This is a genomic window from Bradyrhizobium sp., from assembly GCF_036009065.1.
GTDB lineage: Bacteria > Pseudomonadota > Alphaproteobacteria > Rhizobiales > Xanthobacteraceae > Bradyrhizobium.
Window position 1 is genome coordinate 1 of record NZ_DASYMN010000273.1, and the last position, 18,765, is coordinate 18,765.

Genomic DNA, 18,765 nt, shown 5'->3' on the forward strand with positions numbered 1-18,765 from the left:
GACCGCCCAGACGCTGACGTTCGGCGAAATCTTGCTCAGCACCTGGTCGGCCGACAGGAACAGCTTGTCGGCGGCGCAATACAGCATCACCTGATCGAGCGCGTGGCCGCCGCCGGTGATGACCTTGAAGCGCCTTGCGCCGACCGAAATCTCGTCGCCATGGGAAATACGCCGATACGACGCCGGCAGGACCGATACCCGCTTCAGATAGTCCTGGCCGCGGCCAAGCAGCTTGTCGGTCAGGGTCTCGTCCATGCCGTGACGGCGGAAGAACAGCCGCTGCGCCATTTTGCGTTCTTCGGTGCCGCGGTTCTGGTGATACACCGACTGCAGATATTCGACCTGCGACATGACAAGCGGACAGCCGAAGCGCTCGACAATCCAGCCGGCGAGGCCGACATGATCGGGGTGCGAGTGGGTCACGATCAGCCGCGTGATCTTCATATGCTCGAGCGGCCCCTCGAACAGCGTCGTCCACGCCGCGATCGTTTCCTCGTTGCCGAAACCGGAATCCACCATGGCCCAGCCGTCGCCATCGGCGAGCAGATAGATGTTCACATGGTTGAGACGGAACGGCAGCTTCAGCCGCACCCACAACACGCCCGGCATCACCTCGACGACCTGGTCCGGCCCGGGATGGCTCTCCCAGGGATAGCGCAGGGCCTCGACCGAGGACTGGATGGGTTCGGCTCTTGAATGCATCTTTTCGGTTCGCGATTTGTCGCTATCGGCTTAGCGGCACAATCGCTCCGGCGCCAGTCGAAATTCCGGTCGAGCAATGCGATCCATGCGCTGGCGGCGCAGGCAACGCCCTGCTGCGCATGGCGAAATGATGTGTCAGGCCGCCCGAATGTTGGCGAGGAAGGCATGAATTTCGTCGCGCAGGACGTCGGCCTCGCGGCGAAGGTCGCCGGATGCGCTGAGCACCTGGCTGGCGGCCGATCCCGCCTCGGCGGAAGCCGTGCTGACGCCGACGATGTTGCTGGAAACCTCGCTGGTGCCGCCGGCCGCGTGCTGAATGTTGCGGGCGATCTCGCGCGTCGCCGCGCCCTGCTGTTCGACCGCAGCGGCAATGGCGGTGGTCACTTCGTTGATCTCGCCGATGGTCTGGCCGATGTTGCGGATGGCCCCGACCGCGGAGGCGGCGACCTGCTGCATGCCGGCGATCTGTTGGCGGATTTCGTCGGTCGCCTTCGCGGTCTGGTTGGCGAGGCTTTTCACCTCGGACGCGACCACCGCAAAACCCCGGCCGGCTTCGCCGGCGCGGGCGGCCTCGATGGTGGCGTTGAGCGCCAGCAGATTGGTTTGCGACGCGATGGTTTGAATGAGATCGACCACGATGCTGATGCGACTGGCATTGTCGGCGAGACCCCGCATGGTGGCATCGGTTTCGTCGGCCTCGGTGACGGCCTTGCTGGCAATTTCTGCCGAACTGATAACCTGGCGGCCGATCTCGGAGATCGATGACGACAATTCCTCGGTGCCGGACGCCACGGTCTGCACATTCACCGAGGTTTCCTCGGCGGCGGATGCCACCGCGCCCACCAGCGCGCTGGAACGATCGGCGGTCGCCGACATGCTCTGCGCCGTGGTCTGCATGGAATTGGCCGACGTCTGCAAGCCGTCCAGCGCCATGCGGACGGTGGCTTCGAAGTCGACGATCCGCGCTTCCATGCGCGAGGCGCGCTCGGCCTTGGCGATGCGGTCTTTGTCCTGGGCCGTGCCGAGGTCGCGCGCGGCGATCATGCTCTCGCGGAAAATCTCCAGCGAACCCGCCATCACCGCGATCTCGTCGTTCTGCCGGCTGCGATAGATTTTGGTCTCCAGGTCACCATCGGACAGAAGCTGCATCGAGCGCTGCAGGCTGCCGATCCGCCGCAGGATATTGCGGCCGACATAAAGCCAGACGAACAACGCCGAGCCGACCAGCGTCAGGCCGCCCAGCGCCATCATGACCGTGGTCGCCAGCGAAATCTGCTGCCGCGCCCGCCAGGTCGCGGCATCGGTATCGGTCTGCACGCCGTCCACCAGCCGCTTGACGCTGATGCCAAGCCCGTCATTGAGCTTGCGGGTTTCGCCGAGCACGACCTGGCCGTAATCGCTGGCGTCGAACTCCTTCTGGCGGACTTTAAAGACGCTGGTCTTGCCTTCGCCCAGCGCCAGCAACTTCAGCGCGGCGTCCTTGACGGCTTTGGTGCCGCTGTTTTTGGGAAGCAGATCGAGGTTGGATTTGACGCGCGCTTGTATCTTCTGAAATTCCTTCTCGATGGCGTCGAGCGGTGCACTGCTGTCGGCCGACAGCGCCGCCATCATGTCGGACGCCATCAGATTGCTGGAGGAGATGACGTTGCCGAGTTGCTCCACCGTCCGCGCGGCTTCCGTTGCGTCGTCCTGGGAGAGGTTGGCGGACCCGAGAATGGCGTTGATCGTGGTCTGCGCGTCCATCATCGCCGGACTGGCGGCGGCGACGAAGCCGGCCTGGGCGCTGCGCAGCGCCCGATACAATTTTTCGTGGCTAGCCGCGGCATCGAGCCGTTCCCGCGCCGCGGCGCCGAGGTTCTTGATGGCGTCGTCGATATCTTTGACGGTCTCAGTCAGTGCCGAGATCACGTCCTTGTCAGCCCCGAGTTCGATGATCTCGCCGAGTTTGTCGAGCGCGATCTGCCGGGCCGCTTTCATCGTTCTGGAGCGCTCCTGCAGCGCCTCTTCGGTGCGAGAGGCCAGCAACGCCGGTCCCTGGCTGGCAAGCGCCGCGCTTTGGGACGCAAGTTGCAGGCTTGCGGCCAGCCTCGGAATGTCACGGCCACTCAAGTCGATCATCATCTCGCCGAGCTGGCCCAGCACCATGCCCGCGCCGGCGCTGATGAGAATCGTCATTCCCGCGATTGCCGCAAAGGCGGCAAAAAGACTGCCTCTGATGCCCCATCGCAGGCGCCGGATGGTCAACCGTCCAAACTTGCCCGATGTCGATGGCAACGCCATGGGATCCCCGCGCCCGTCAATCCTAGGGTGAATCGCCTGGCAGTATCGCGTTGCCTGGTTAACAAAATCGGGAAAATGCCGTGGATTTTACTAATTTTGCCGTCCCCAAACAAAAAGGCCGGCGCAAGGGCCGGCCTTTCTATTTTTCGGAACGTCAGTTTCGGACGGACATCAGTACTTCGCGACGACCGGGCCGGGGCCCCAGTTGAAGCGGTAGTTGATGCCACCCTTGATGGTGTGTTCGTCGGTACGGAACGAACCGAACGCGACCAGCGGAGCCGGGGTCACGAACGCGCTGTTGCCGAAGTTGTAGTACTGATACTCGATCTTGCCCGACCAGTTCTGGGCGAACATGTATTCGAGGCCGCCGCCGACGGTCCAGCCGTCCTTGTGGCGGTGGTCGAAGGTGAACGCCACCGGCGCGCCGGCGAAGGTCAGCGTGTCACGGGTGTCGGCCCAGGCATAGCCGCCCTTGACGTAGAGCATCCCCGGACCCCAGGTGTAGCCGACCCGGCCGGTAGCCGAACCGATGGCGCGCTGGTTGTTGTTGTAGATGAAACCAGCACCCGCGCCGGTAAAGGCGACGGCGTTGTTATTGTTGCCGAGCCAGCTGTACTGGCCTTCGACACCGAGCACCCAGTTCGGCGCGAACTGATAGTCGGCGCCGCCCTGCACGCCGCCGAGGAAGCGGCCGTCATTGCCGTTGTTGGCGAGGCCGCCGAAATTGTTGTCGCCGGCGAACGCGCCGCCGATGTGGCCGCCGATGTAGAAGCCGGTCCAGTTGTAGATCGGCGCCGCGTAGGCCGGAGCCTTGGTAGAGGGGCGGGCGCCGAGATCGGCTGCAAGTGCTGGCACGGTCGCGCCGAGAGCGACGAGGGCCACAGTAGCGAGTAGAAACTTCTTCATTAGATTTGTTCTCCAGACAGTCGTTTGATTTTTTCAGATGCGCCGCAGTTCGGCGTCGTCGATGCCGGGAGTTAGACAGCTTTGGCGTAAAATACTGTCACCGATAGGTCACAGCGCGAGTGTTCCGCATGATTCGAATAACATCGATTTTTACGTACTTAATTAAGCCTTAATGAATTCTAAATGGCGCCTTAATTTTGCAGTTCAGCTAGCCGAAGAAGCAGCCGTACTCGTCATTTTGAACGATCTGCAGAAATGCGAGGTCAAGCTTGGCGCGAATATGCGGCGGTGGACGCGCTTCGAAACAAACCTGGCGACCAGCTTCTCGCAGTGCTTAATTTCAAGCTCGGAAAACGCCATGTCAAATTGACCAGAAACTGGTGCTGCCAGACAGGATTGAACTGTCGACCTCTCCATTACCAATGGAGTGCTCTACCACTGAGCTACGGCAGCATGCGCACAGGAATCGGCCAAAAAGGCCTCCGTTGGGCCGCCGATCCTTGCCACAAGGCCAAAGTCCGCGCAAGCGCGGGGTAGGCTGCGCGGCCATCATGAAAGGCCGCGAAAATCAATGCGGAGCCGGCGCGGCCCCCTTCAATTGGGCCAGTTGCGGGCCGATCCGGTTGCCTATTTCGTCGGCCAACGCCTGCAATGCCTTGATCGGCCTGATCATCACCTCGAATTCGATCATTTCGCCGGCGGCGTTGAACTTGATCAGATCAATGCCCTTGAGCTGCCATTTTCCGATATTGGCGGCAAATTCCAGCGCGGCGTCGTGGGAGCCGGCGACGAACGCGCGATGATAGCGAAAATTCTCGAAAATCTGCACCACCGTGGTCAGCACCAGGATCGCAGCCGCGCGCCCCGGAATCGGCGATTGCACGATCGGCGAGCGAAACACCATATGTTCCGACAGCAGCGGGGCCAGCAGGTCTTGATTGCCGGTGGCGACGAATGCATGCCATTCGGCCAGGGTCAGTTGCGGCAGCGGCGCCAATGACTGGTTTTCGCCCATCAAGGTAATCTCCGGATCATGTCTTCCGCCAGCACCCCAACGAGGGCCGATGATGAACGAAGAGCCTGAAAAACGCGAGGGCAAAAACCCAGCGGTGAATCCGAGGCAGGATCGGCTGAAGCTCGCATTGCGCGAAAACCTCAAGCGGCGGAAATCCCAGGCCAGGGGGCGTAGCGCGGGCGCGATCGCACCTTCCGAAGACGACGACGTGGCACCACATGGTTCCAGCGGGAAAGCGGAGTGAACAGCAGCGGGAGACCAATATGGGCGTAGACCCCGCGACCGGAATCAAGACCGACGGCAAGGCTTCGGCGGCCGCGATGTTTCCGCGTCATGAGCAGACCTTTCCGGCGCTGACGGCGCCGGAGATCGCGCGCATGCGCCGGTTCGGCGAGCTCCGCAACTACGGGCACGGCGAAAAACTGTTCGAAACCGGCAAGCCGGGGCCAGGCATGTTTGTCATCCTGTCCGGCCACGTCGCCATCACCCAGCGCGATGGCCTCGGGCATGTCACGCCGGTGATCGATCAGGGGCCGGGGCAGTTCCTGGCCGAGATCGGCCAGCTTTCGGGCCGCCCCGCACTGGTCGATGGCCAGGCCGAAGGCGATGTCGAAACCCTGCTGATCCCGCCGGAGCGATTGCGCGCACTGCTGGTCGCGGAAGCCGATCTCGGCGAGCGCATCATGCGCGCGCTGATCCTGCGCCGGGTCAGCCTGATCCGGGGCGGCGTCGGCGGCCCGGTGCTGATCGGCCCGTCGAATTCCAGCGGCGTCGTTCGCCTGCTGGGATTTCTCACCCGCAACGGCTATCCGCATCATCTGCTCGATCCAGCCATCGAACCCGACGCCGCCGAACTGATCGCGCGCTACTCGCCGTCGCCGACTGACTGGCCGTTGGTGGTGGCACCCGACGGCACCGTGCTGCGCAATCCGACAGAGTCCGAACTGGCGCGCGCGATGGGCATGATCCGCGCCATCGCCAAGGACAGGATTTACGACGTTGCCATCGTCGGCAGCGGTCCCGCAGGGCTGGCCACCGCGGTGTATGCGGCGTCCGAAGGCCTCTCGGTCGCGGCCTGCGATGCGCGTGCGTTCGGCGGGCAGGCCGGCGCCAGCGCTAGAATCGAGAACTATCTCGGATTTCCGACCGGTATTTCCGGGATGGCTTTGACGGCGCGGGCCTACAACCAGGCGCAGAAGTTCGGCGCCGACATCATGATTCCAATCGAGGTCAAGTCGCTGGACTGTTCGCGCGACGACGGCGCATTCGGCCTGACGCTCGACGATGGCGAGGTGTTGCGCGCCAAATCCGTGGTGGTGGCGAGCGGCGCGCGTTACCGCCGTCCCGACATTGAAGACCTCGACAGGTTCGAAGGCCGCGGGGTCTGGTATTGGGCCTCGCCGATCGAGGCGCGGCTGTGCGCGGAGCAGGAGATCGTGCTGGTCGGCGGCGGCAATTCCGCAGGGCAGGCCGCGGTGTTTCTGGCGGGTCACGCCCGCAGGGTTCACATGGTGATCCGCGGCGGCGGCCTTGGCGCCAGCATGTCGCGCTATCTGATCGAGCGCATCGAGGCCACGGCGAACATCGAACTGGTTTTCAACACCGAGGTGGTCGGGCTCGAGGGCACCGAAGATGGTTCGCTCGAGCGCGTGCGCTTGCGCAGCCGCTTGTCCGGCGAGGAGAGCGGCATGGAGATCCGCAACCTGTTCCTGTTCGTCGGCGCCGACCCCGCCACCGGCTGGCTCGACGGCTGCGGCGTGATGGTGGATCGCGGAGGCTTTGTGGTGACCGGCGCGCAATGCAGGAAACCTGAAGGGCAATCGGCCTCGGCGCTGGAAACCTCGGTGCGCGGTGTATTCGCCGTCGGCGACGTCCGTTCCGGATCGGTCAAGCGCGTCGGCGGCGCGATCGGCGAAGGCGCCCAGGTGGTGGCGGCGCTGCATGGTTTTCTCGGCGACACGGCGGGGCCGGCGCTTTAGCTGGAGAAGAAGCATGACAAAAGGCTGCACCCATATCGCTGGCATCCGCGATGTCACGCCGAGCGCGCTCGGCTGCGAGGAATGTCTGCAAAGCGGCAGCGTGTGGCTGCATTTGCGGATCTGCCGCAGCTGCGGTCATGTCGGCTGCTGCGACGATTCTCCCAACAAGCATGCAACCAAACATTTTCATGCCACCGGGCATCCGGTCATCGAGGGCTACGATCCGCCGGAAGGTTGGGGCTGGTGCTACGTCGACGAAGTGCTGTTCGATCTGTCGAAACGTAAGACGCCGCACAACGGTCCGATCCCGCGCTATTACTGAAGTCTGAATTTGCTGCAACGGTTTGGAAACGCTGCAGACAAAATCACATAGAATCGAAGCGCTTAAGATGCATGTGCGCCGATCGCGCGATTTCACTTACGCGCTTGCGGCCGAATGGCGGGAAGGCTGCCGCAAAACTACGGCGGGAAACCAAGGTTTTCGGCCTGATCTCCATCAAGCTCAAGTACTTACAGCTTAAGCGTCTTGGTTTCGCGGCTTCGATGGATGTCATGAAATTGCGGAAAATATTCCATAGAGAAGCCGCGCGCCGCTACCTTTCGTTCGTCATGCCCGTAAATTGCACAATGTGCCTGAGATCGCGGCAACGGCAATGGATTTGGCGCGCGCTCCGCTCTGTGAATAGCAATCCCGCGCGCCGCGTCGTAGCATTCGACCGTTTCTAAAGGGGGGGAGAGCATCATGATCTTGGGGATGAGCCTTTCGACGTTTGTACTCGTGCATGTGATTATCAGCCTGGTCGGGATCGCAGCGGGTTTTGTCGCGATGTTCGGAATGCTGGGCTCCAGGCGGATGCCCGGCTGGACCGCGAGTTTCCTGCTGTTTACGATTTTGACCAGCGCCACAGGTTTTCTGATTCCGCCTCTGCTGTCCGACAAGCTGCTGCCGTCGCACATCATCGGCGCGCTCTCGCTGGTGCTGCTGGCGATTGCGTGTTTTGCGCTCTACGGCCAGAAACTTTCCGGCTCGTGGCGCTGGGTCTATGTGCTGACCGCGCTGATCTCGCTTTACCTCAACGTGTTCGTGCTGGTCATCCAGAGCTTCCTGAAGCTAGGTCCGCTGCATGCGCTGGCGCCGAGCGTGCCGCCGAGCGAGCCTCCCTTCGCGATTCTCCAGGGCATCGTGCTGGTGTTCTTCATCATCGTCATCATCGGCGCGATCAGGCGGTTTCGCCCGGCGCCGCAATTTGCCTGATGAAAATCATCCTGTTCGGCGCCACCGGAATGGTCGGGCAAGGCGTGTTGCGCGAATGCCTGCTCGATGCCGGCGTAGAAAGCGTGCTCGCGGTCGGGCGCAGCCCGACCGGTCAAACCCACCCCAAGCTGCGCGAACTGAAGCATGATAATTTCTTCGATTTTTCGGCCCTTGAATCGCAGCTTGCGGGATATGACGCTTGCTTCTTCTGCCTCGGCGTGTCTTCGATCGGCATGAACGAGGCGCGCTACCGCCACCTGACCTACGACATCACCATGGCCGCGGCGACGACGCTGGCACGACTCACCCCTAACATGGTTTTCACCTACGTCACCGGGCGAGGCACCGACAGTACCGAGCAGGGCAAGCTGATGTGGGCGAGGGTCAAGGGCAAGACCGAGAACGACCTGCTCAAGCTGCCGTTCAAGGCGGCCTACATGTTTCGCCCCGCGGCGATCCAGCCGCTGCATGGCGTGAGGTCGAAGACCGCCTGGATTCATGCGGCCTATATGGCGACCGCGCCGCTATGGGCGCTGCTGAACAGGGTAGCGCCGGCGTATGCGACGACGACGGAGAAGGTCGGGCGCGCCATGATCAAGGTCGCGCGGGAGGGATATCGGAAGCCGGTGCTGGAGAGTGAGGATATCAACGCGGTTTAGGGCGGATTAGCGAAGCGCAATCCGCCGCTTCCGATGCTGCGAAGATGGCGGATTACGCTGCTAATCCGCCCTACGGTCTCGGACTCGTTTCCTCGATCAGCGAATAGCTCGTGCTGCGGCCGCCGCTCTCGTCTTTCTTAAGGAGTCTGCGCTCGATCAGATCAGCGATGTCGCGCAGAGCTGTATCCGGCGAGCATTTCTCGATTGCAGCCCATTTCGAGGAGGTAAGTTTGCCATCGAAGCCATCGAGCAGACGATTAACAATATCGCGCTGACGCTCATTGAGCGACGCCGACGAATGTTTCTTCCAAAAGTCCGCCTTCTTGAAAACAACGGCGAGCGTTTTCTCGGCGCCATCGAAGGCGCGGTCGAGGCAGCCCAGGAACCATTCCATCCAGGGCGTTATGTCGAGACCGCCTTTTTGCGTTGATTCCAGTATGTCGTAATACGCCTTGCGTTCGAGCCGGATTTGCGCGGACATGCTGTAGAAGCGCTGTGTGCTCTGTTCCGAGCGCGAAAGAGACATATCGGCGATAGCCCGCGCGATGCGCCCGTTGCCGTCCTCGAACGGATGGATGGTAACGAACCACAGATGCGCGAGCGCTGCCTTGAGGACCGGATCGGAATCATCCGCGCCGTTGAACCAGTCGAGGAATTCCTGCATCTCGGCGTCGAGCCGTCCGGCGCCGGGCGCTTCATAGTGGACACGCTCACGGCCATGGCGATCGGAGACGACCTGCATGGGTCCTGACTTTTCGTCGCGCCAGGCGCCGACGATGATTTTTCTCATGCCGCTTCGCCCTGTGGGAAACAGCGAAGCGTGCCAGTCGAACAGCCGGTCCCGGGTGAGTTTTTCTTTGAACTTCTGCGTGGCGTCGAGCGTCATCTCGACCACGCCCTCGACGTCGCGGTCGGCGGACGGCAGCGCAGCCGCTTGCATTCCGAGGCGCCGCGCGATCGAGGACCGCACTTGATCCTTGTCGAGGATTTCACCTTCGATCTCGCTGGATTTGACGACGTCTTCGGTCAGGGTCTGCAGGACCGCTTCCTCCCGAAGCAGAAAACCGAGCGCCTGCATGCGTCCAATGAGCCGGCCCTGGCGATGCCGGACCGCCGCAAGTTGTGTGGCAAGGCCGCGCTGATCCCATTCGAATTTGGGCCAGGCCGGAAGGTCGTGGATGTATTCAGTCATTCTCCGCGCCTTTTGCGGCGATTGTAACGATTTTCGCCGCATGAGAGCAAGTACAATATCCGCACATATTGCGGAGATTGCGGGAGTTATTCTCCGCATCACGGCATAACTATTTGTAATAATTTATATATCTATGAGTTTCAGCCGGCGGCGTCGCTGTCAAACCAGCGTGACGTTCGTCTACGTCTCGGGGCGAGGCACCGAGCAGGGCAAGCCGATGCGGGCGCGGGTCAAGGGCAAGACCGAGAACGACCTGCTCAAACTGCCGTTCAAGGCCGCCTACATGTTTCGCCCGGCGCGATCCAGCCGCTGCATGGCGTCAGGTCGAAGACAAGATGGATTCACCCGACCTATGCCGCGACCGCGCCGCTATGGATGCTGCTGAACAGGGTAGCGCCGGCGTATGCGACGACGACGGAGAAGGTCGGGCGCGCCATGATCAAGGTCGTGCGGGAGGATATCGGAAGCCGGTGCTGGAGAGTGAGGATATCAACGCGGTTTAGATTGAACCGTCATTCCGGGCGCTCATTAGCGCAGCTGAATGAGCGAACCCGCGAATCCAGACACCAGCGCGCGGAATTTGGTCGTTGAAACGAGCGCTTGGAAGCTCGGATTGAGCGACTTCTGAGCTTGGGCTCATGATCTCTTTATCGAGAAAATAAACCGTCCGTTGCGACCGACTCACTAAACTGCTCTGACAAGCGTTCGATGAATACCAGTCGAGTTACGGATAGGACCGCTGACGAAGATATCTGGAGTCATACCGCTCATTTGATAGTCCAAACGGCACCATCAGCAACATGTCGCGCGGCATGATCTTCCGCGAACTGAGGGTCGAGGACGATTATAGGTATAATTTGTAAGCGGTTGAAAAGACGTATTGAATCGCCGCGTTGGTTGCAGCGTCTGGGCCTATAACCGCTCGGTGCGTTGCGGTTTATTATGGCAAGTCCACCTTACACGGTGCGTTGTTGAGTGTTGTCCCGTGTTGTGGATCTTTTCGCCGGCTCGGGAGGTACGAGCTTTAGAAATCTTGACGGGTGTTTGCTCGGAGGGCGAAGTCATGTCTGATGAAGGCGAGGTCGATAAGGTGCTTGGTCGGGCAACCGAACTGCGCAAGGCGCTTGGCCGGCCTTGGGCTGTCTTCATCCTGCTGGTTGGGCTGTGGGCGGTGCGAAGGAGGGCGGGACTATGGGCCACCATTGCCTCAGGTTTTGCGCTACTGATAGTAGGGTGGCTCAAGATCACTTCGTTTTGACGATGTCGTCTGTGGGAGTGTTCAACAAAACATTAGGGTTGAAGCCGGTTATCGGCGGCGCGAGCTGTCGATGCGGGTTTCGGCCGATGCCGAGACCATGATCGCGCTGCTCGGGCATGGCGCCTATTACGAAGCCCGCAGCCGTGCCGTGGCCGCGGAGCGACGTCAGCCCCCCGATCCATATTGGGCGATGGTCCGCCGCGAGATCGCCCGGCGCACGCGCCGCGACCACGTCGACACCGCGACGCGTTATCTCGAACCTGACGGCCGCATAAGGGTCTGGCCTCGCGGGCAAGGCGACGAAATGTAAATGGATACAGTCCGTATGAGCCTTTGCGAGCGCGCGGCCATGCCACCCGATTCAATCGGCCGTCGCTGCGCGGAAACATCCAGCGCTCTGGAGGAAGACAGTGCCAGCAAGGACACCGAGCCCCATCGATCCGCGGCAAAGCGATGGGTTTCGCAAAGGGCTCAACCCATCCTACGGGCTGATCCGTGTGCGAAAGCGAAAGGTTTCGCAAAGGCTCAACGCATCCTGCGGCCAATTCGAAGGGCGTAGTAGCGAGAGTCGGCCTCACCTCCGGGGTCCCAGGGTGGCGTGGATTGGAAACCCATGCTTTCGTAAAGACGATGCGAGGCCGCTAAGGCGTTGTTGCTGGACAAACGCACCTGATCATATCCAGCGCTGAGAGCGAATTTGATCAACTCGTCTGCGATGGCGCGTCCGACCCCACGTCCTCGGTAGGGTGAGGCGACGAACATGCGCGCCAATTCACACTCTCGATTGTCGAGAGGCCTTATCGCGCCTGTGCCGATGATCTCGGCTTCGCCAATCGCACACAAAAAGAGTGCTTGATCGCTATATACAGTTTCGGCGTTGTCGACGTCCGACAAGCGCGAATAGATGAAATTTCGCACAAACCGGTCGGGGTGACGGTCAAAGTGCTCATGCCAAACGGTTTCAATGAGCCGACGAGCCCCGGGTGCATCGCCATGCTGGAATGGCCGAATTGTCCAGTTTGATCGAGGGCGCGCGAAGTCTGCCACGGGCGTATCGAGTCCTTCGAACGAGGCTGCAATCATTCCGACACAGTACCTGTACCATGGCTCGTAGATGGGTTGAGCGAAGCGAAACCCCATTTTCTGATCCGCGGCAAAGCGATGGGTTTCGCAAAGGGCTCAACCCATCCTGCGAGCTCTTCCGCAACCCCGTCTCAGCCTACGGATGCGCCGGCGGTTGCCCGGCTTATTCCGAGCGCCAGGATGCGATGCAGGAGGTCCGGGTAATCAAGTCCGTCATGCCGGGCCGCTGCAGCGAACACGTCGCCCTCCGCGATTTGCGGATTGGGGTTCGCTTCAATGAAATACAGGGTGCCGTCGGCAGAGAGGCGAAAGTCGATGCGCGCGTATCCATCGAGCCCCAGTGTTCGGTAGATGCGTTTCGCCGTTCGCTGGATGCGGGCGCGTGCCTCCGGCGCAAGGTTCTTGGCCAGCCCATCTATAATTCCCACGCGCTCCTGATAGCCGGAATCGTGTTTGACCTTCTCGGTGGCTATGGCGTGGCCGCCCATGGTGCCGAATTCCAATTCCCAAACCGGCAAGATTCGCAACCGATTATTGCCGAGCACGCCGACATAAAGCTCACGTCCCTCGATATATTGCTCGGCGATCGCGGCGGTTCCGACCCGCTCGTGGACGAAGGCGACGCGCTCTGCAAGCTTGTCGTCGGTATTAACGACGGATGCCTGCGAGATACCCCGGGATCCATCCTCGTTCAGGCTCTTGACGATCAACGGCAGCGCAAGACGCGCTGGGCGTTTGACCTTTCGGCGCATCGGGAATACGGCGAAGGCCGGCACCGCGATCCGGCCGTGGTGCACCAATGTCTTGGACAGATCCTTGCCGCGCGCCAGGATCAGACCACGCGGGTTGCACCCGGTGTAAGGGATCTGCATCAGTTCGAGATAGCTTGCGACGTGCTGGTCATACGTGGGCTCGTTGTGAAACTGCTCCAGCAACGTGAATACCACGTGCGGCTTGAAACTTTCGATCGCCTCGCGCACCGGCTTGATCTCCTCCTGCGCACCGAGCGGGCGAACATCATGGCCGGCGCTGCGCAAGGTGCTCACGACGTCGTATTCTGTTTTCCATTCGTTGATTTGCCGCGTAGTGTATCCGTCGGTGGAGTCCGGGGGCACGAAGTCCGGATGCATGAGCACCAGAACGCGCAGGCGTCTCATAGCGCGATCCATTTTCGCCGCGAAGGACCGAACAGCGCGTGCATGGTCTTGGCGGTCAACAGGACGGTGAAGTCAGCCACAAGCTTCCGATCGGAGCCGACAGCGCGCAGATTGAGCTCTCGGCAGCGCAAGATCATGTCGTCAAGTACGGCATCAAGCGTAAGTTGGTTCTCGCCGGTCCACCGCGCAACCAGCTGCCTGATGTGGGCGCGGTGCCGCCTGATGAATGCAGAAGCCGGCGGCCTCCGGCGATGCCGGGGATCGGCGGAAAACAGCCGGGAGAGGTCGCGGTCGTAAGTCTTCGGTGGCCTGAAGGTGTAGAACGCCTGCTTCTTTTTATAGTGCTCGCCAAGTGTCTGGCCGAGTTCATGCAGCGGATCGACACGCTCCCGCGTCGTGACCAGCGGCCGCTTTCCGGCGATTTCCTCCATCAGTTCGTCGACATATTCGAGCTTCTTCAGCGCTGGCCAGCCGGCATAGCGTGTCCGCCAGTTCGAACGCGGCCGCAGCCACACCGCGAGGGTTTCAGCGAAATCCTCGTCCGGATGGCTCTGGGCGTACCAGAGCCGAAGATGCTGGACATACTGCCGGCTGGCCGGATTGGGCCGGTAGTAGCGCGGGTAGTGCTTTGAGGACCGGCCGAACAGCTGCTGCCAACGCCGGCGGCGCTGCAGCTGATAGCCGTGCTGGATGGCATGACCTGCCTCATGGCGGAGGATGGCCATGCATTCGGACCAGGTGCCGCCCTCGACGTCGAGCATTATTTTCTTCTCGAGCTTCATCAGGCGGGGATGACTGAGATAGAAGGGAATCGCAATGCCGGGCACATCCGCCGGACTGAACCATTCGCTGGATATCCATGTATGTGGCCGCAGCCGGATGCCGCGCTCTTCAAGCTCTTCATAAAGAGTGCTGACACAATCCTCTAGCCAGGTGCCTTCGACCGCAACCCTCAGACTACTGAGGCGTTGCTGGAGCAACTGCTCATCCGACAGCTTTTCCCAGGCATATTTCCGGCGGGGCATTGGCCTCTAGAAGTCATGACAACTCGATACCCGGATGGTGTCATAGGATGTTGCTGACAACAACCGCCGAGTCTGCGCGGCGCGCCGTTGTTCAGCGACCCATATCGGCTTTGAGTCATTTTCAGACTTCAGCGCGGCCAGCGCTACATCAGCTTGGAACAAGGCAGGCCCCCGATGCGGCGGCCTCGTTAATTCCAGACGGCGATTCTTTGTTATTTTAGCCCCAGGCTGATGCAACCCCATGCGGCTTCGGCGTTTCTCCAGCCGAGTGTCAGGCCGCTCTCCGTGCACTCGCTGTGGTTCCTGTGTAAGCGTCAGTCGGCCCAATATGCTCAATGGCATGACGTTGAGGCCGATCGGCGACAAGGGGCGAAGGGCCAATTGAAGAAGCAACCCTCGGCATCGGACGCTTCTGAGTGTGCCTCGTCAACGACGCTGGTTGAGGGCACACCCGTTCACAACACTGTTATTGCGACCTGTCGCGCTCTTCGCCGCCCTCAACTAGGCCTCTCGCGGTTGTTGTTGTACTCTTCCGCGGAGCAACTGCACGGTCGCCAGGAGGAATTACCATGACCACCGTCGTACTCAACCGCCGCAGCCTCCTCGCCACTGGCGGCTTCGTCGTCCTGGCAACCGGGGTTTCCGGGCTCCTGGTGCCCGCGCGCGCACAAGGCCTTCTACCTACCGATTCGATGTCGGGCGGGGCGAACAACTACCGCAAGGGCGCGCCGACCGTGGATCGGATCGGCAAGGGTGGCTTCTGGATGAGTGGCACCGTACGCCGCGCAGGTGATGGGGCTCCGCTTGCCGGGCAGCGCGTCCAGATTTGGGCGCACACGACCGAAGGGCAGGAACACGAGCCACAGAGTCATGGGGCCACGCTCACCGACAAGGATGGCAAGTTCCGTCTCGAGATGCCGCAGATCATTCCCATCTTCGGCCAACCGCATGGTCACCTCGCCTATGACAGCGGTGAATTCAAAACCGTCTTTCTGCGTCCCGTGATGCGGAGCGCAAAAGAGACCAGCCTGGAGGCGCACTTCGTCCTTCAGCCGGTCTGACCCTGCTGCATGCATACATCTCGTCGTCATTGCCGGGCTTGACCCGGCAATCCATCCTCTAAAAGAGTCTTCCAAAGATGATGGATACGCGGGTCAAGCCTGGGTATGACGAGATGTGTGAATCTGGTAGGGTCTGACGAGTTGGGAAGAAAGGAATGAGATTGGGCCCCCTGATCTGGGCCGCCCTTGCAGCCGCCGTTTGCGTGCCGATCGCCGCTGCGGCGGCGAGCCCGCTGCTCGCATGGCGCGGTCCGGTCTACATACTGGCCGGATTCGCAGGGATACTCGCACTGGGTCTCATGCTCGTTCAGCCCCTGCTGGCGGGCGGATACTTGCCGGGACTGTCGTCCTATCGTGGACGGCGCGCACATCACTGGATCGGAGGCGCGCTGGTGGTCGCGGTCGTGATCCACGTCGGGGGCCTTTGGATCACCAGTCCGCCGGACATGATCGACGCCCTTCTCTTCTCATCGCCGACGCCGTTCTCCCCCTTCGGTGTGATCGCCATGTGGGCAATCTTCGCCGTCGCGCTTTTGGCTGCACTGCGCCGGCGATTGGGACTGCGACCGCGAACCTGGCGCATCGCCCACATGCTCCTCGCGATTGTAATCGTGGCAGGGAGTGTGGTTCATGGCATACTGATCGAGGGGACGATGGAGACGGTGTCGAAGGCGGCGCTTTGCGCGCTGGTGCTTGGCGCGACCATGAAAGTCATGGCTGACCTACGGGTGCGGAGAAAGCGAGCGACGTTGCGCGGAGAGAGCATTGCGCGACAGTAGACCAAGCGGAATTGATAGCGACAAGGATCTTCGGAACGTTCCGAGCCCGTAGGCTGGGTATCGCTCCAGCGAAACCCATCTTCCGATCCGTGGGCGAAAGCGATGGGTTTCGAAGGCTCAACCCATCCTATTATATATCTATTCTTCGCGTGCCGCACTGCGCTGTCCGCCTGATGGCCTGAGATCGCCGGATCCATGCGAAGGCGCGGGGTCCCGGAATGACGGTAAAACAGGCCCTGATCCCCCATCAAATCGCCGTAAATCTCGCGGCTTTTGCTATCGTGGGCCGGTTCGCCCTATACTTTGTGCATAGCAAAACAGCGGGAACTGGCATGGATCGCATTCGCATCGTGGGCGGCGCTAAGCTCAATGGCACCATTCCGATCTCGGGCGCGAAGAACGCGGCGCTGCCCTTGATGATCGCAGGTCTGCTGACCGAAGAGACGCTGATTCTCGACAACGTGCCGCGGCTTGCCGACGTCGCGCAGTTGCAGCGCATTCTCGGCAATCACGGCGTCGACATCATGTCGGCGGGCAAGCGCCCCGGCGATCACGAATATCAGGGCCAGACCCTGCACATTTCGGCGGCTGACATCATCGACACCACCGCGCCCTACGAACTGGTCTCGAAAATGCGCGCGAGCTTCTGGGTGATCGCGCCGCTGCTGGCGCGCATGCACGAGGCAAAGGTGTCGCTGCCGGGCGGCTGCGCCATCGGCACCCGGCCGGTCGACCTGTTGATCATGGCGCTGGAAAAACTCGGCGCGGAGCTCAGCATCGACGGCGGCTATGTCGTTGCCAAGGCTCCCGGCGGCCTGAAGGGCGCAACGATTGAATTCCCGAAGGTGACCGTGAGCGGCACCCACGTCGCGCTGATGGCGGCGACCCTCGCCAAGGGCACGAGCGTTATAGTCAACGCGGCCTGCGAGCCGGAAATTCTCGACGTCGCCGACTGCCTGAACAAGATGGGCGCGCGCATCACCGGCGCCGGAACGCCGCGGATCGTCATCGAGGGCGTCGCTAAGCTGGGACGCGCGCGGCATACCGTGCTGCCGGACCGGATCGAAACCGGCACCTATGCGATGGCGGTGGCGATGACCGGCGGCGACGTGCAGCTGGCCGGCGCGCGGCCGGAATTGCTGCAATCGGCGCTCGACATCCTGACGCAGGCCGGCGCCACCGTCACCGTCAACAATGAAGGCATCCGCGTCGCCCGCAACGGCGCCGGCATCAATCCGGTGAAGGTGTCGACCGCCCCGTTCCCCGGCTTTCCCACCGATCTGCAGGCGCAGCTGATGGCGCTGATGGCCTGCGCCAAGGGTTCTTCGCACATCACCGAGACGATTTTCGAAAACCGCTTCATGCATGTGCAGGAACTGGCGCGGTTCGGCGCACGGATTCATCTGGACGGCGAGACCGCGACCATCGACGGCATCGCGAAACTGCGCGGCGCGCCCGTCATGGCGACCGATCTGCGCGCCTCGGTGTCGCTTGTCATCGCCGGTCTTGCCGCGGAAGGTGAAACCATGGTCAACCGCATCTATCATCTCGACCGCGGCTTTGAGCGGCTCGAGGAAAAGCTGTCGGCCTGCGGCGCCACCATCGAGCGCATCAGCGGGTAGAGCATGATGGTTTTAGGCCGAATCGCCATGACGCTCGGCTCACCTCTCCCCGCAGGGCAGAGCGTAGGCCGCCTTCGGCGGCCGTTCTTGTTGAAGAACGCCGAAGCGAAGCTTCGGCTATGGCGCATCGTCAGATGCGCGGCGGGTGAGGGGCCTCTCCGCGAGTCCGAGTGCGTGGACAGACCCCTCACCCGAAGCCTTCGCTGGCGCTCCGGCTTCGACCTCTTCCCTCCGGGGAGAGGTGAGAAGGATCCGTTTTCGTGACGGGTAGACCCAAGCTGATCGCCCTCGATGCCGATGACCTCGCGGTGATCTCAGCGCATGTGCAGGACGCGCATGTGCAGACCGCGGATGTCATCTGGCGGCAAAGCGAGAAGCGGCTGGTGGTCGGCATGAACCGGCTGGATTGGGAGCAGACGCTCGACGGCGCGACCGAGCCGCGCCGGCTGATCGCGGCATTGCGCTTCGATCGCGTGCTGTCCTGCAAGTCGCGCAACATCAATCTGGACGCCCCGGATACCGCGCTCGAGCTGCTCGGGATCGAATTTCACCCCGGCGAGGCGCCCGGCGGCAGCGCGGTGCTGATGTTCAGCCATGGCGGCGCGCTGCGGCTCGACGTCGAATGCCTCGAATGCGAACTGGCCGACCTTGGCCCGGACGATCTCGGCACCGGCGAGCTCGGCGAAGGCGCCGAGTCGTCGGGACTGAACGCCTGATTCGCCGCAACCACCGCCGTATCCTGAGGAGCCGCGCGCTTGCGCGGCGCCTCGAAGGATCGCCGCTTGCGCTCGC

Annotated in this window: 19 protein-coding genes, 1 tRNA gene and 1 pseudogene; 12 read left to right on the forward strand and 9 right to left on the reverse strand. The window is 61.8% G+C overall.

What is annotated here, in order from left to right:
* From VGP39_RS16550 to VGP39_RS16570, 5 genes are all read right to left on the reverse strand, one after another.
* Positions 1-702: MBL fold metallo-hydrolase (locus VGP39_RS16550; RefSeq protein ID WP_327569185.1), on the reverse strand; the 702-nt coding region annotated here is incomplete at its 3' end.
* Between the two features lie 135 nt (positions 703-837).
* Positions 838-2,982: a methyl-accepting chemotaxis protein gene (locus VGP39_RS16555; RefSeq protein ID WP_327569186.1), complete on the reverse strand. Its 2,145-nt coding sequence runs from the start codon at positions 2,980-2,982 to the stop codon at positions 838-840.
* 171 nt (positions 2,983-3,153) lie between these two features.
* The gene (locus tag VGP39_RS16560; RefSeq protein WP_327569187.1) at positions 3,154-3,888 is read right to left on the reverse strand and encodes an outer membrane protein; all 735 of its coding nucleotides are present in this window, start codon (positions 3,886-3,888) and stop codon (positions 3,154-3,156) included.
* Positions 3,889-4,266: 378 nt separating this feature from the next.
* Positions 4,267-4,341: transfer RNA gene (locus tag VGP39_RS16565), tRNA-Thr, on the reverse strand.
* Positions 4,342-4,456: 115 nt separating this feature from the next.
* On the reverse strand, positions 4,457-4,903 hold the full coding sequence (locus tag VGP39_RS16570) for a nuclear transport factor 2 family protein (protein WP_327569188.1): 447 nt from the start codon (positions 4,901-4,903) through the stop codon (positions 4,457-4,459).
* 49 nt (positions 4,904-4,952) lie between these two features.
* Here VGP39_RS16570 and VGP39_RS16575 point away from each other — a divergent pair, with 49 nt between their 5' ends.
* The 5 genes from VGP39_RS16575 (at position 4,953) to VGP39_RS16595 (ending at position 8,796) form a co-directional block, all read left to right on the forward strand.
* The gene (locus VGP39_RS16575; RefSeq protein WP_327569189.1) at positions 4,953-5,147 is read left to right on the forward strand and encodes a hypothetical protein; all 195 of its coding nucleotides are present in this window, start codon (positions 4,953-4,955) and stop codon (positions 5,145-5,147) included.
* 19 nt (positions 5,148-5,166) lie between these two features.
* Positions 5,167-6,882 carry an FAD-dependent oxidoreductase gene (locus VGP39_RS16580; RefSeq protein WP_327569190.1) on the forward strand — a complete coding sequence of 572 codons (1,716 nt, stop codon included), beginning with the start codon at positions 5,167-5,169 and terminating at the stop codon, positions 6,880-6,882.
* A gap of 13 nt (positions 6,883-6,895) precedes the next feature.
* Positions 6,896-7,204, forward strand: a complete 309-nt coding sequence (locus tag VGP39_RS16585) for a UBP-type zinc finger domain-containing protein (protein WP_327569191.1) — start codon at positions 6,896-6,898, stop codon at positions 7,202-7,204.
* A 420-nt stretch (positions 7,205-7,624) separates the two neighbouring features.
* Complete coding sequence (locus VGP39_RS16590) at positions 7,625-8,137, forward strand: hypothetical protein (protein ID WP_327569192.1); 513 nt, start codon at positions 7,625-7,627, stop codon at positions 8,135-8,137.
* Positions 8,137-8,796 (forward strand): epimerase, encoded by a 660-nt coding sequence (locus VGP39_RS16595; RefSeq protein WP_327569193.1) that lies wholly within the window; start codon positions 8,137-8,139, stop codon positions 8,794-8,796. The genes VGP39_RS16590 and VGP39_RS16595 overlap by 1 nt, the downstream gene beginning before the upstream one ends.
* Before the next feature lie 70 nt (positions 8,797-8,866).
* Here the strand turns inward: VGP39_RS16595 and VGP39_RS16600 are convergent, their stop codons facing one another.
* Complete coding sequence (locus VGP39_RS16600; protein ID WP_327569194.1) at positions 8,867-9,988, reverse strand: Fic family protein; 1,122 nt, start codon at positions 9,986-9,988, stop codon at positions 8,867-8,869.
* 154 nt (positions 9,989-10,142) lie between these two features.
* On the opposite strand from VGP39_RS16600, the pseudogene VGP39_RS16605 reads away from it, so the two are divergent.
* The 3 genes and pseudogenes from VGP39_RS16605 to VGP39_RS16615 all read left to right on the forward strand — a co-directional run.
* Positions 10,143-10,491, forward strand: a pseudogene (locus VGP39_RS16605) (epimerase); the annotation flags it as partial.
* Between the two features lie 560 nt (positions 10,492-11,051).
* Positions 11,052-11,246 carry a hypothetical protein gene (locus VGP39_RS16610; RefSeq protein ID WP_327569195.1) on the forward strand — a complete coding sequence of 65 codons (195 nt, stop codon included), beginning with the start codon at positions 11,052-11,054 and terminating at the stop codon, positions 11,244-11,246.
* 70 nt (positions 11,247-11,316) lie between these two features.
* Positions 11,317-11,556 carry a hypothetical protein gene (locus VGP39_RS16615; RefSeq protein ID WP_327569196.1) on the forward strand — a complete coding sequence of 80 codons (240 nt, stop codon included), beginning with the start codon at positions 11,317-11,319 and terminating at the stop codon, positions 11,554-11,556.
* A gap of 215 nt (positions 11,557-11,771) precedes the next feature.
* On the opposite strand, the gene VGP39_RS16620 is transcribed toward VGP39_RS16615, so the two are convergent.
* The 3 genes from VGP39_RS16620 to VGP39_RS16630 form a co-directional block, all read right to left on the reverse strand.
* Complete coding sequence (locus VGP39_RS16620; RefSeq protein WP_327569197.1) at positions 11,772-12,329, reverse strand: GNAT family N-acetyltransferase; 558 nt, start codon at positions 12,327-12,329, stop codon at positions 11,772-11,774.
* 131 nt (positions 12,330-12,460) lie between these two features.
* On the reverse strand, positions 12,461-13,486 hold the full coding sequence (locus tag VGP39_RS16625; RefSeq protein ID WP_327569198.1) for a D-alanine--D-alanine ligase family protein: 1,026 nt from the start codon (positions 13,484-13,486) through the stop codon (positions 12,461-12,463).
* A complete protein-coding gene (locus VGP39_RS16630; protein ID WP_327569199.1) occupies positions 13,483-14,511 on the reverse strand; it encodes a putative zinc-binding metallopeptidase in 1,029 nt (342 codons plus the stop codon). Before VGP39_RS16630 ends, VGP39_RS16625 begins: the two co-directional genes overlap by 4 nt.
* A 569-nt stretch (positions 14,512-15,080) precedes the next feature.
* Between VGP39_RS16630 and VGP39_RS16635 the strand changes: the two genes are divergently transcribed.
* From VGP39_RS16635 to VGP39_RS16650, 4 genes are all read left to right on the forward strand, one after another.
* Positions 15,081-15,572 carry a Twin-arginine translocation pathway signal gene (locus VGP39_RS16635; protein ID WP_327569200.1) on the forward strand — a complete coding sequence of 164 codons (492 nt, stop codon included), beginning with the start codon at positions 15,081-15,083 and terminating at the stop codon, positions 15,570-15,572.
* Between the two features lie 161 nt (positions 15,573-15,733).
* On the forward strand, positions 15,734-16,351 hold the full coding sequence (locus VGP39_RS16640) for a ferric reductase-like transmembrane domain-containing protein (RefSeq protein ID WP_414644698.1): 618 nt from the start codon (positions 15,734-15,736) through the stop codon (positions 16,349-16,351).
* Between the two features lie 332 nt (positions 16,352-16,683).
* Positions 16,684-17,973, forward strand: a complete 1,290-nt coding sequence (murA, locus tag VGP39_RS16645; protein ID WP_327569202.1) for a UDP-N-acetylglucosamine 1-carboxyvinyltransferase — start codon at positions 16,684-16,686, stop codon at positions 17,971-17,973.
* Positions 17,974-18,233: 260 nt separating this feature from the next.
* Positions 18,234-18,689, forward strand: a complete 456-nt coding sequence (locus VGP39_RS16650) for a DUF2948 family protein (RefSeq protein WP_327569203.1) — start codon at positions 18,234-18,236, stop codon at positions 18,687-18,689.
* The last annotated feature ends 76 nt before the right edge of the window (positions 18,690-18,765 follow it).

Coding starts and splice junctions, on each gene's coding strand:
- VGP39_RS16555 (WP_327569186.1), bottom strand. CDS start 2,982: ATGGCGTTGCCATCGACATCGGGCAAGTTTGGACGGTTGACCATCCGG.
- VGP39_RS16560 (WP_327569187.1), bottom strand. CDS start 3,888: ATGAAGAAGTTTCTACTCGCTACTGTGGCCCTCGTCGCTCTCGGCGCG.
- VGP39_RS16570 (WP_327569188.1), bottom strand. CDS start 4,903: ATGGGCGAAAACCAGTCATTGGCGCCGCTGCCGCAACTGACCCTGGCC.
- VGP39_RS16575 (WP_327569189.1), top strand. CDS start 4,953: ATGATGAACGAAGAGCCTGAAAAACGCGAGGGCAAAAACCCAGCGGTG.
- VGP39_RS16580 (WP_327569190.1), top strand. CDS start 5,167: ATGGGCGTAGACCCCGCGACCGGAATCAAGACCGACGGCAAGGCTTCG.
- VGP39_RS16585 (WP_327569191.1), top strand. CDS start 6,896: ATGACAAAAGGCTGCACCCATATCGCTGGCATCCGCGATGTCACGCCG.
- VGP39_RS16590 (WP_327569192.1), top strand. CDS start 7,625: ATGATCTTGGGGATGAGCCTTTCGACGTTTGTACTCGTGCATGTGATT.
- VGP39_RS16595 (WP_327569193.1), top strand. CDS start 8,137: ATGAAAATCATCCTGTTCGGCGCCACCGGAATGGTCGGGCAAGGCGTG.
- VGP39_RS16600 (WP_327569194.1), bottom strand. CDS start 9,988: ATGACTGAATACATCCACGACCTTCCGGCCTGGCCCAAATTCGAATGG.
- VGP39_RS16610 (WP_327569195.1), top strand. CDS start 11,052: ATGTCTGATGAAGGCGAGGTCGATAAGGTGCTTGGTCGGGCAACCGAA.
- VGP39_RS16615 (WP_327569196.1), top strand. CDS start 11,317: ATGCGGGTTTCGGCCGATGCCGAGACCATGATCGCGCTGCTCGGGCAT.
- VGP39_RS16620 (WP_327569197.1), bottom strand. CDS start 12,329: ATGATTGCAGCCTCGTTCGAAGGACTCGATACGCCCGTGGCAGACTTC.
- VGP39_RS16625 (WP_327569198.1), bottom strand. CDS start 13,486: ATGAGACGCCTGCGCGTTCTGGTGCTCATGCATCCGGACTTCGTGCCC.
- VGP39_RS16630 (WP_327569199.1), bottom strand. CDS start 14,511: ATGCCCCGCCGGAAATATGCCTGGGAAAAGCTGTCGGATGAGCAGTTG.
- VGP39_RS16635 (WP_327569200.1), top strand. CDS start 15,081: ATGACCACCGTCGTACTCAACCGCCGCAGCCTCCTCGCCACTGGCGGC.
- murA (WP_327569202.1), top strand. CDS start 16,684: ATGGATCGCATTCGCATCGTGGGCGGCGCTAAGCTCAATGGCACCATT.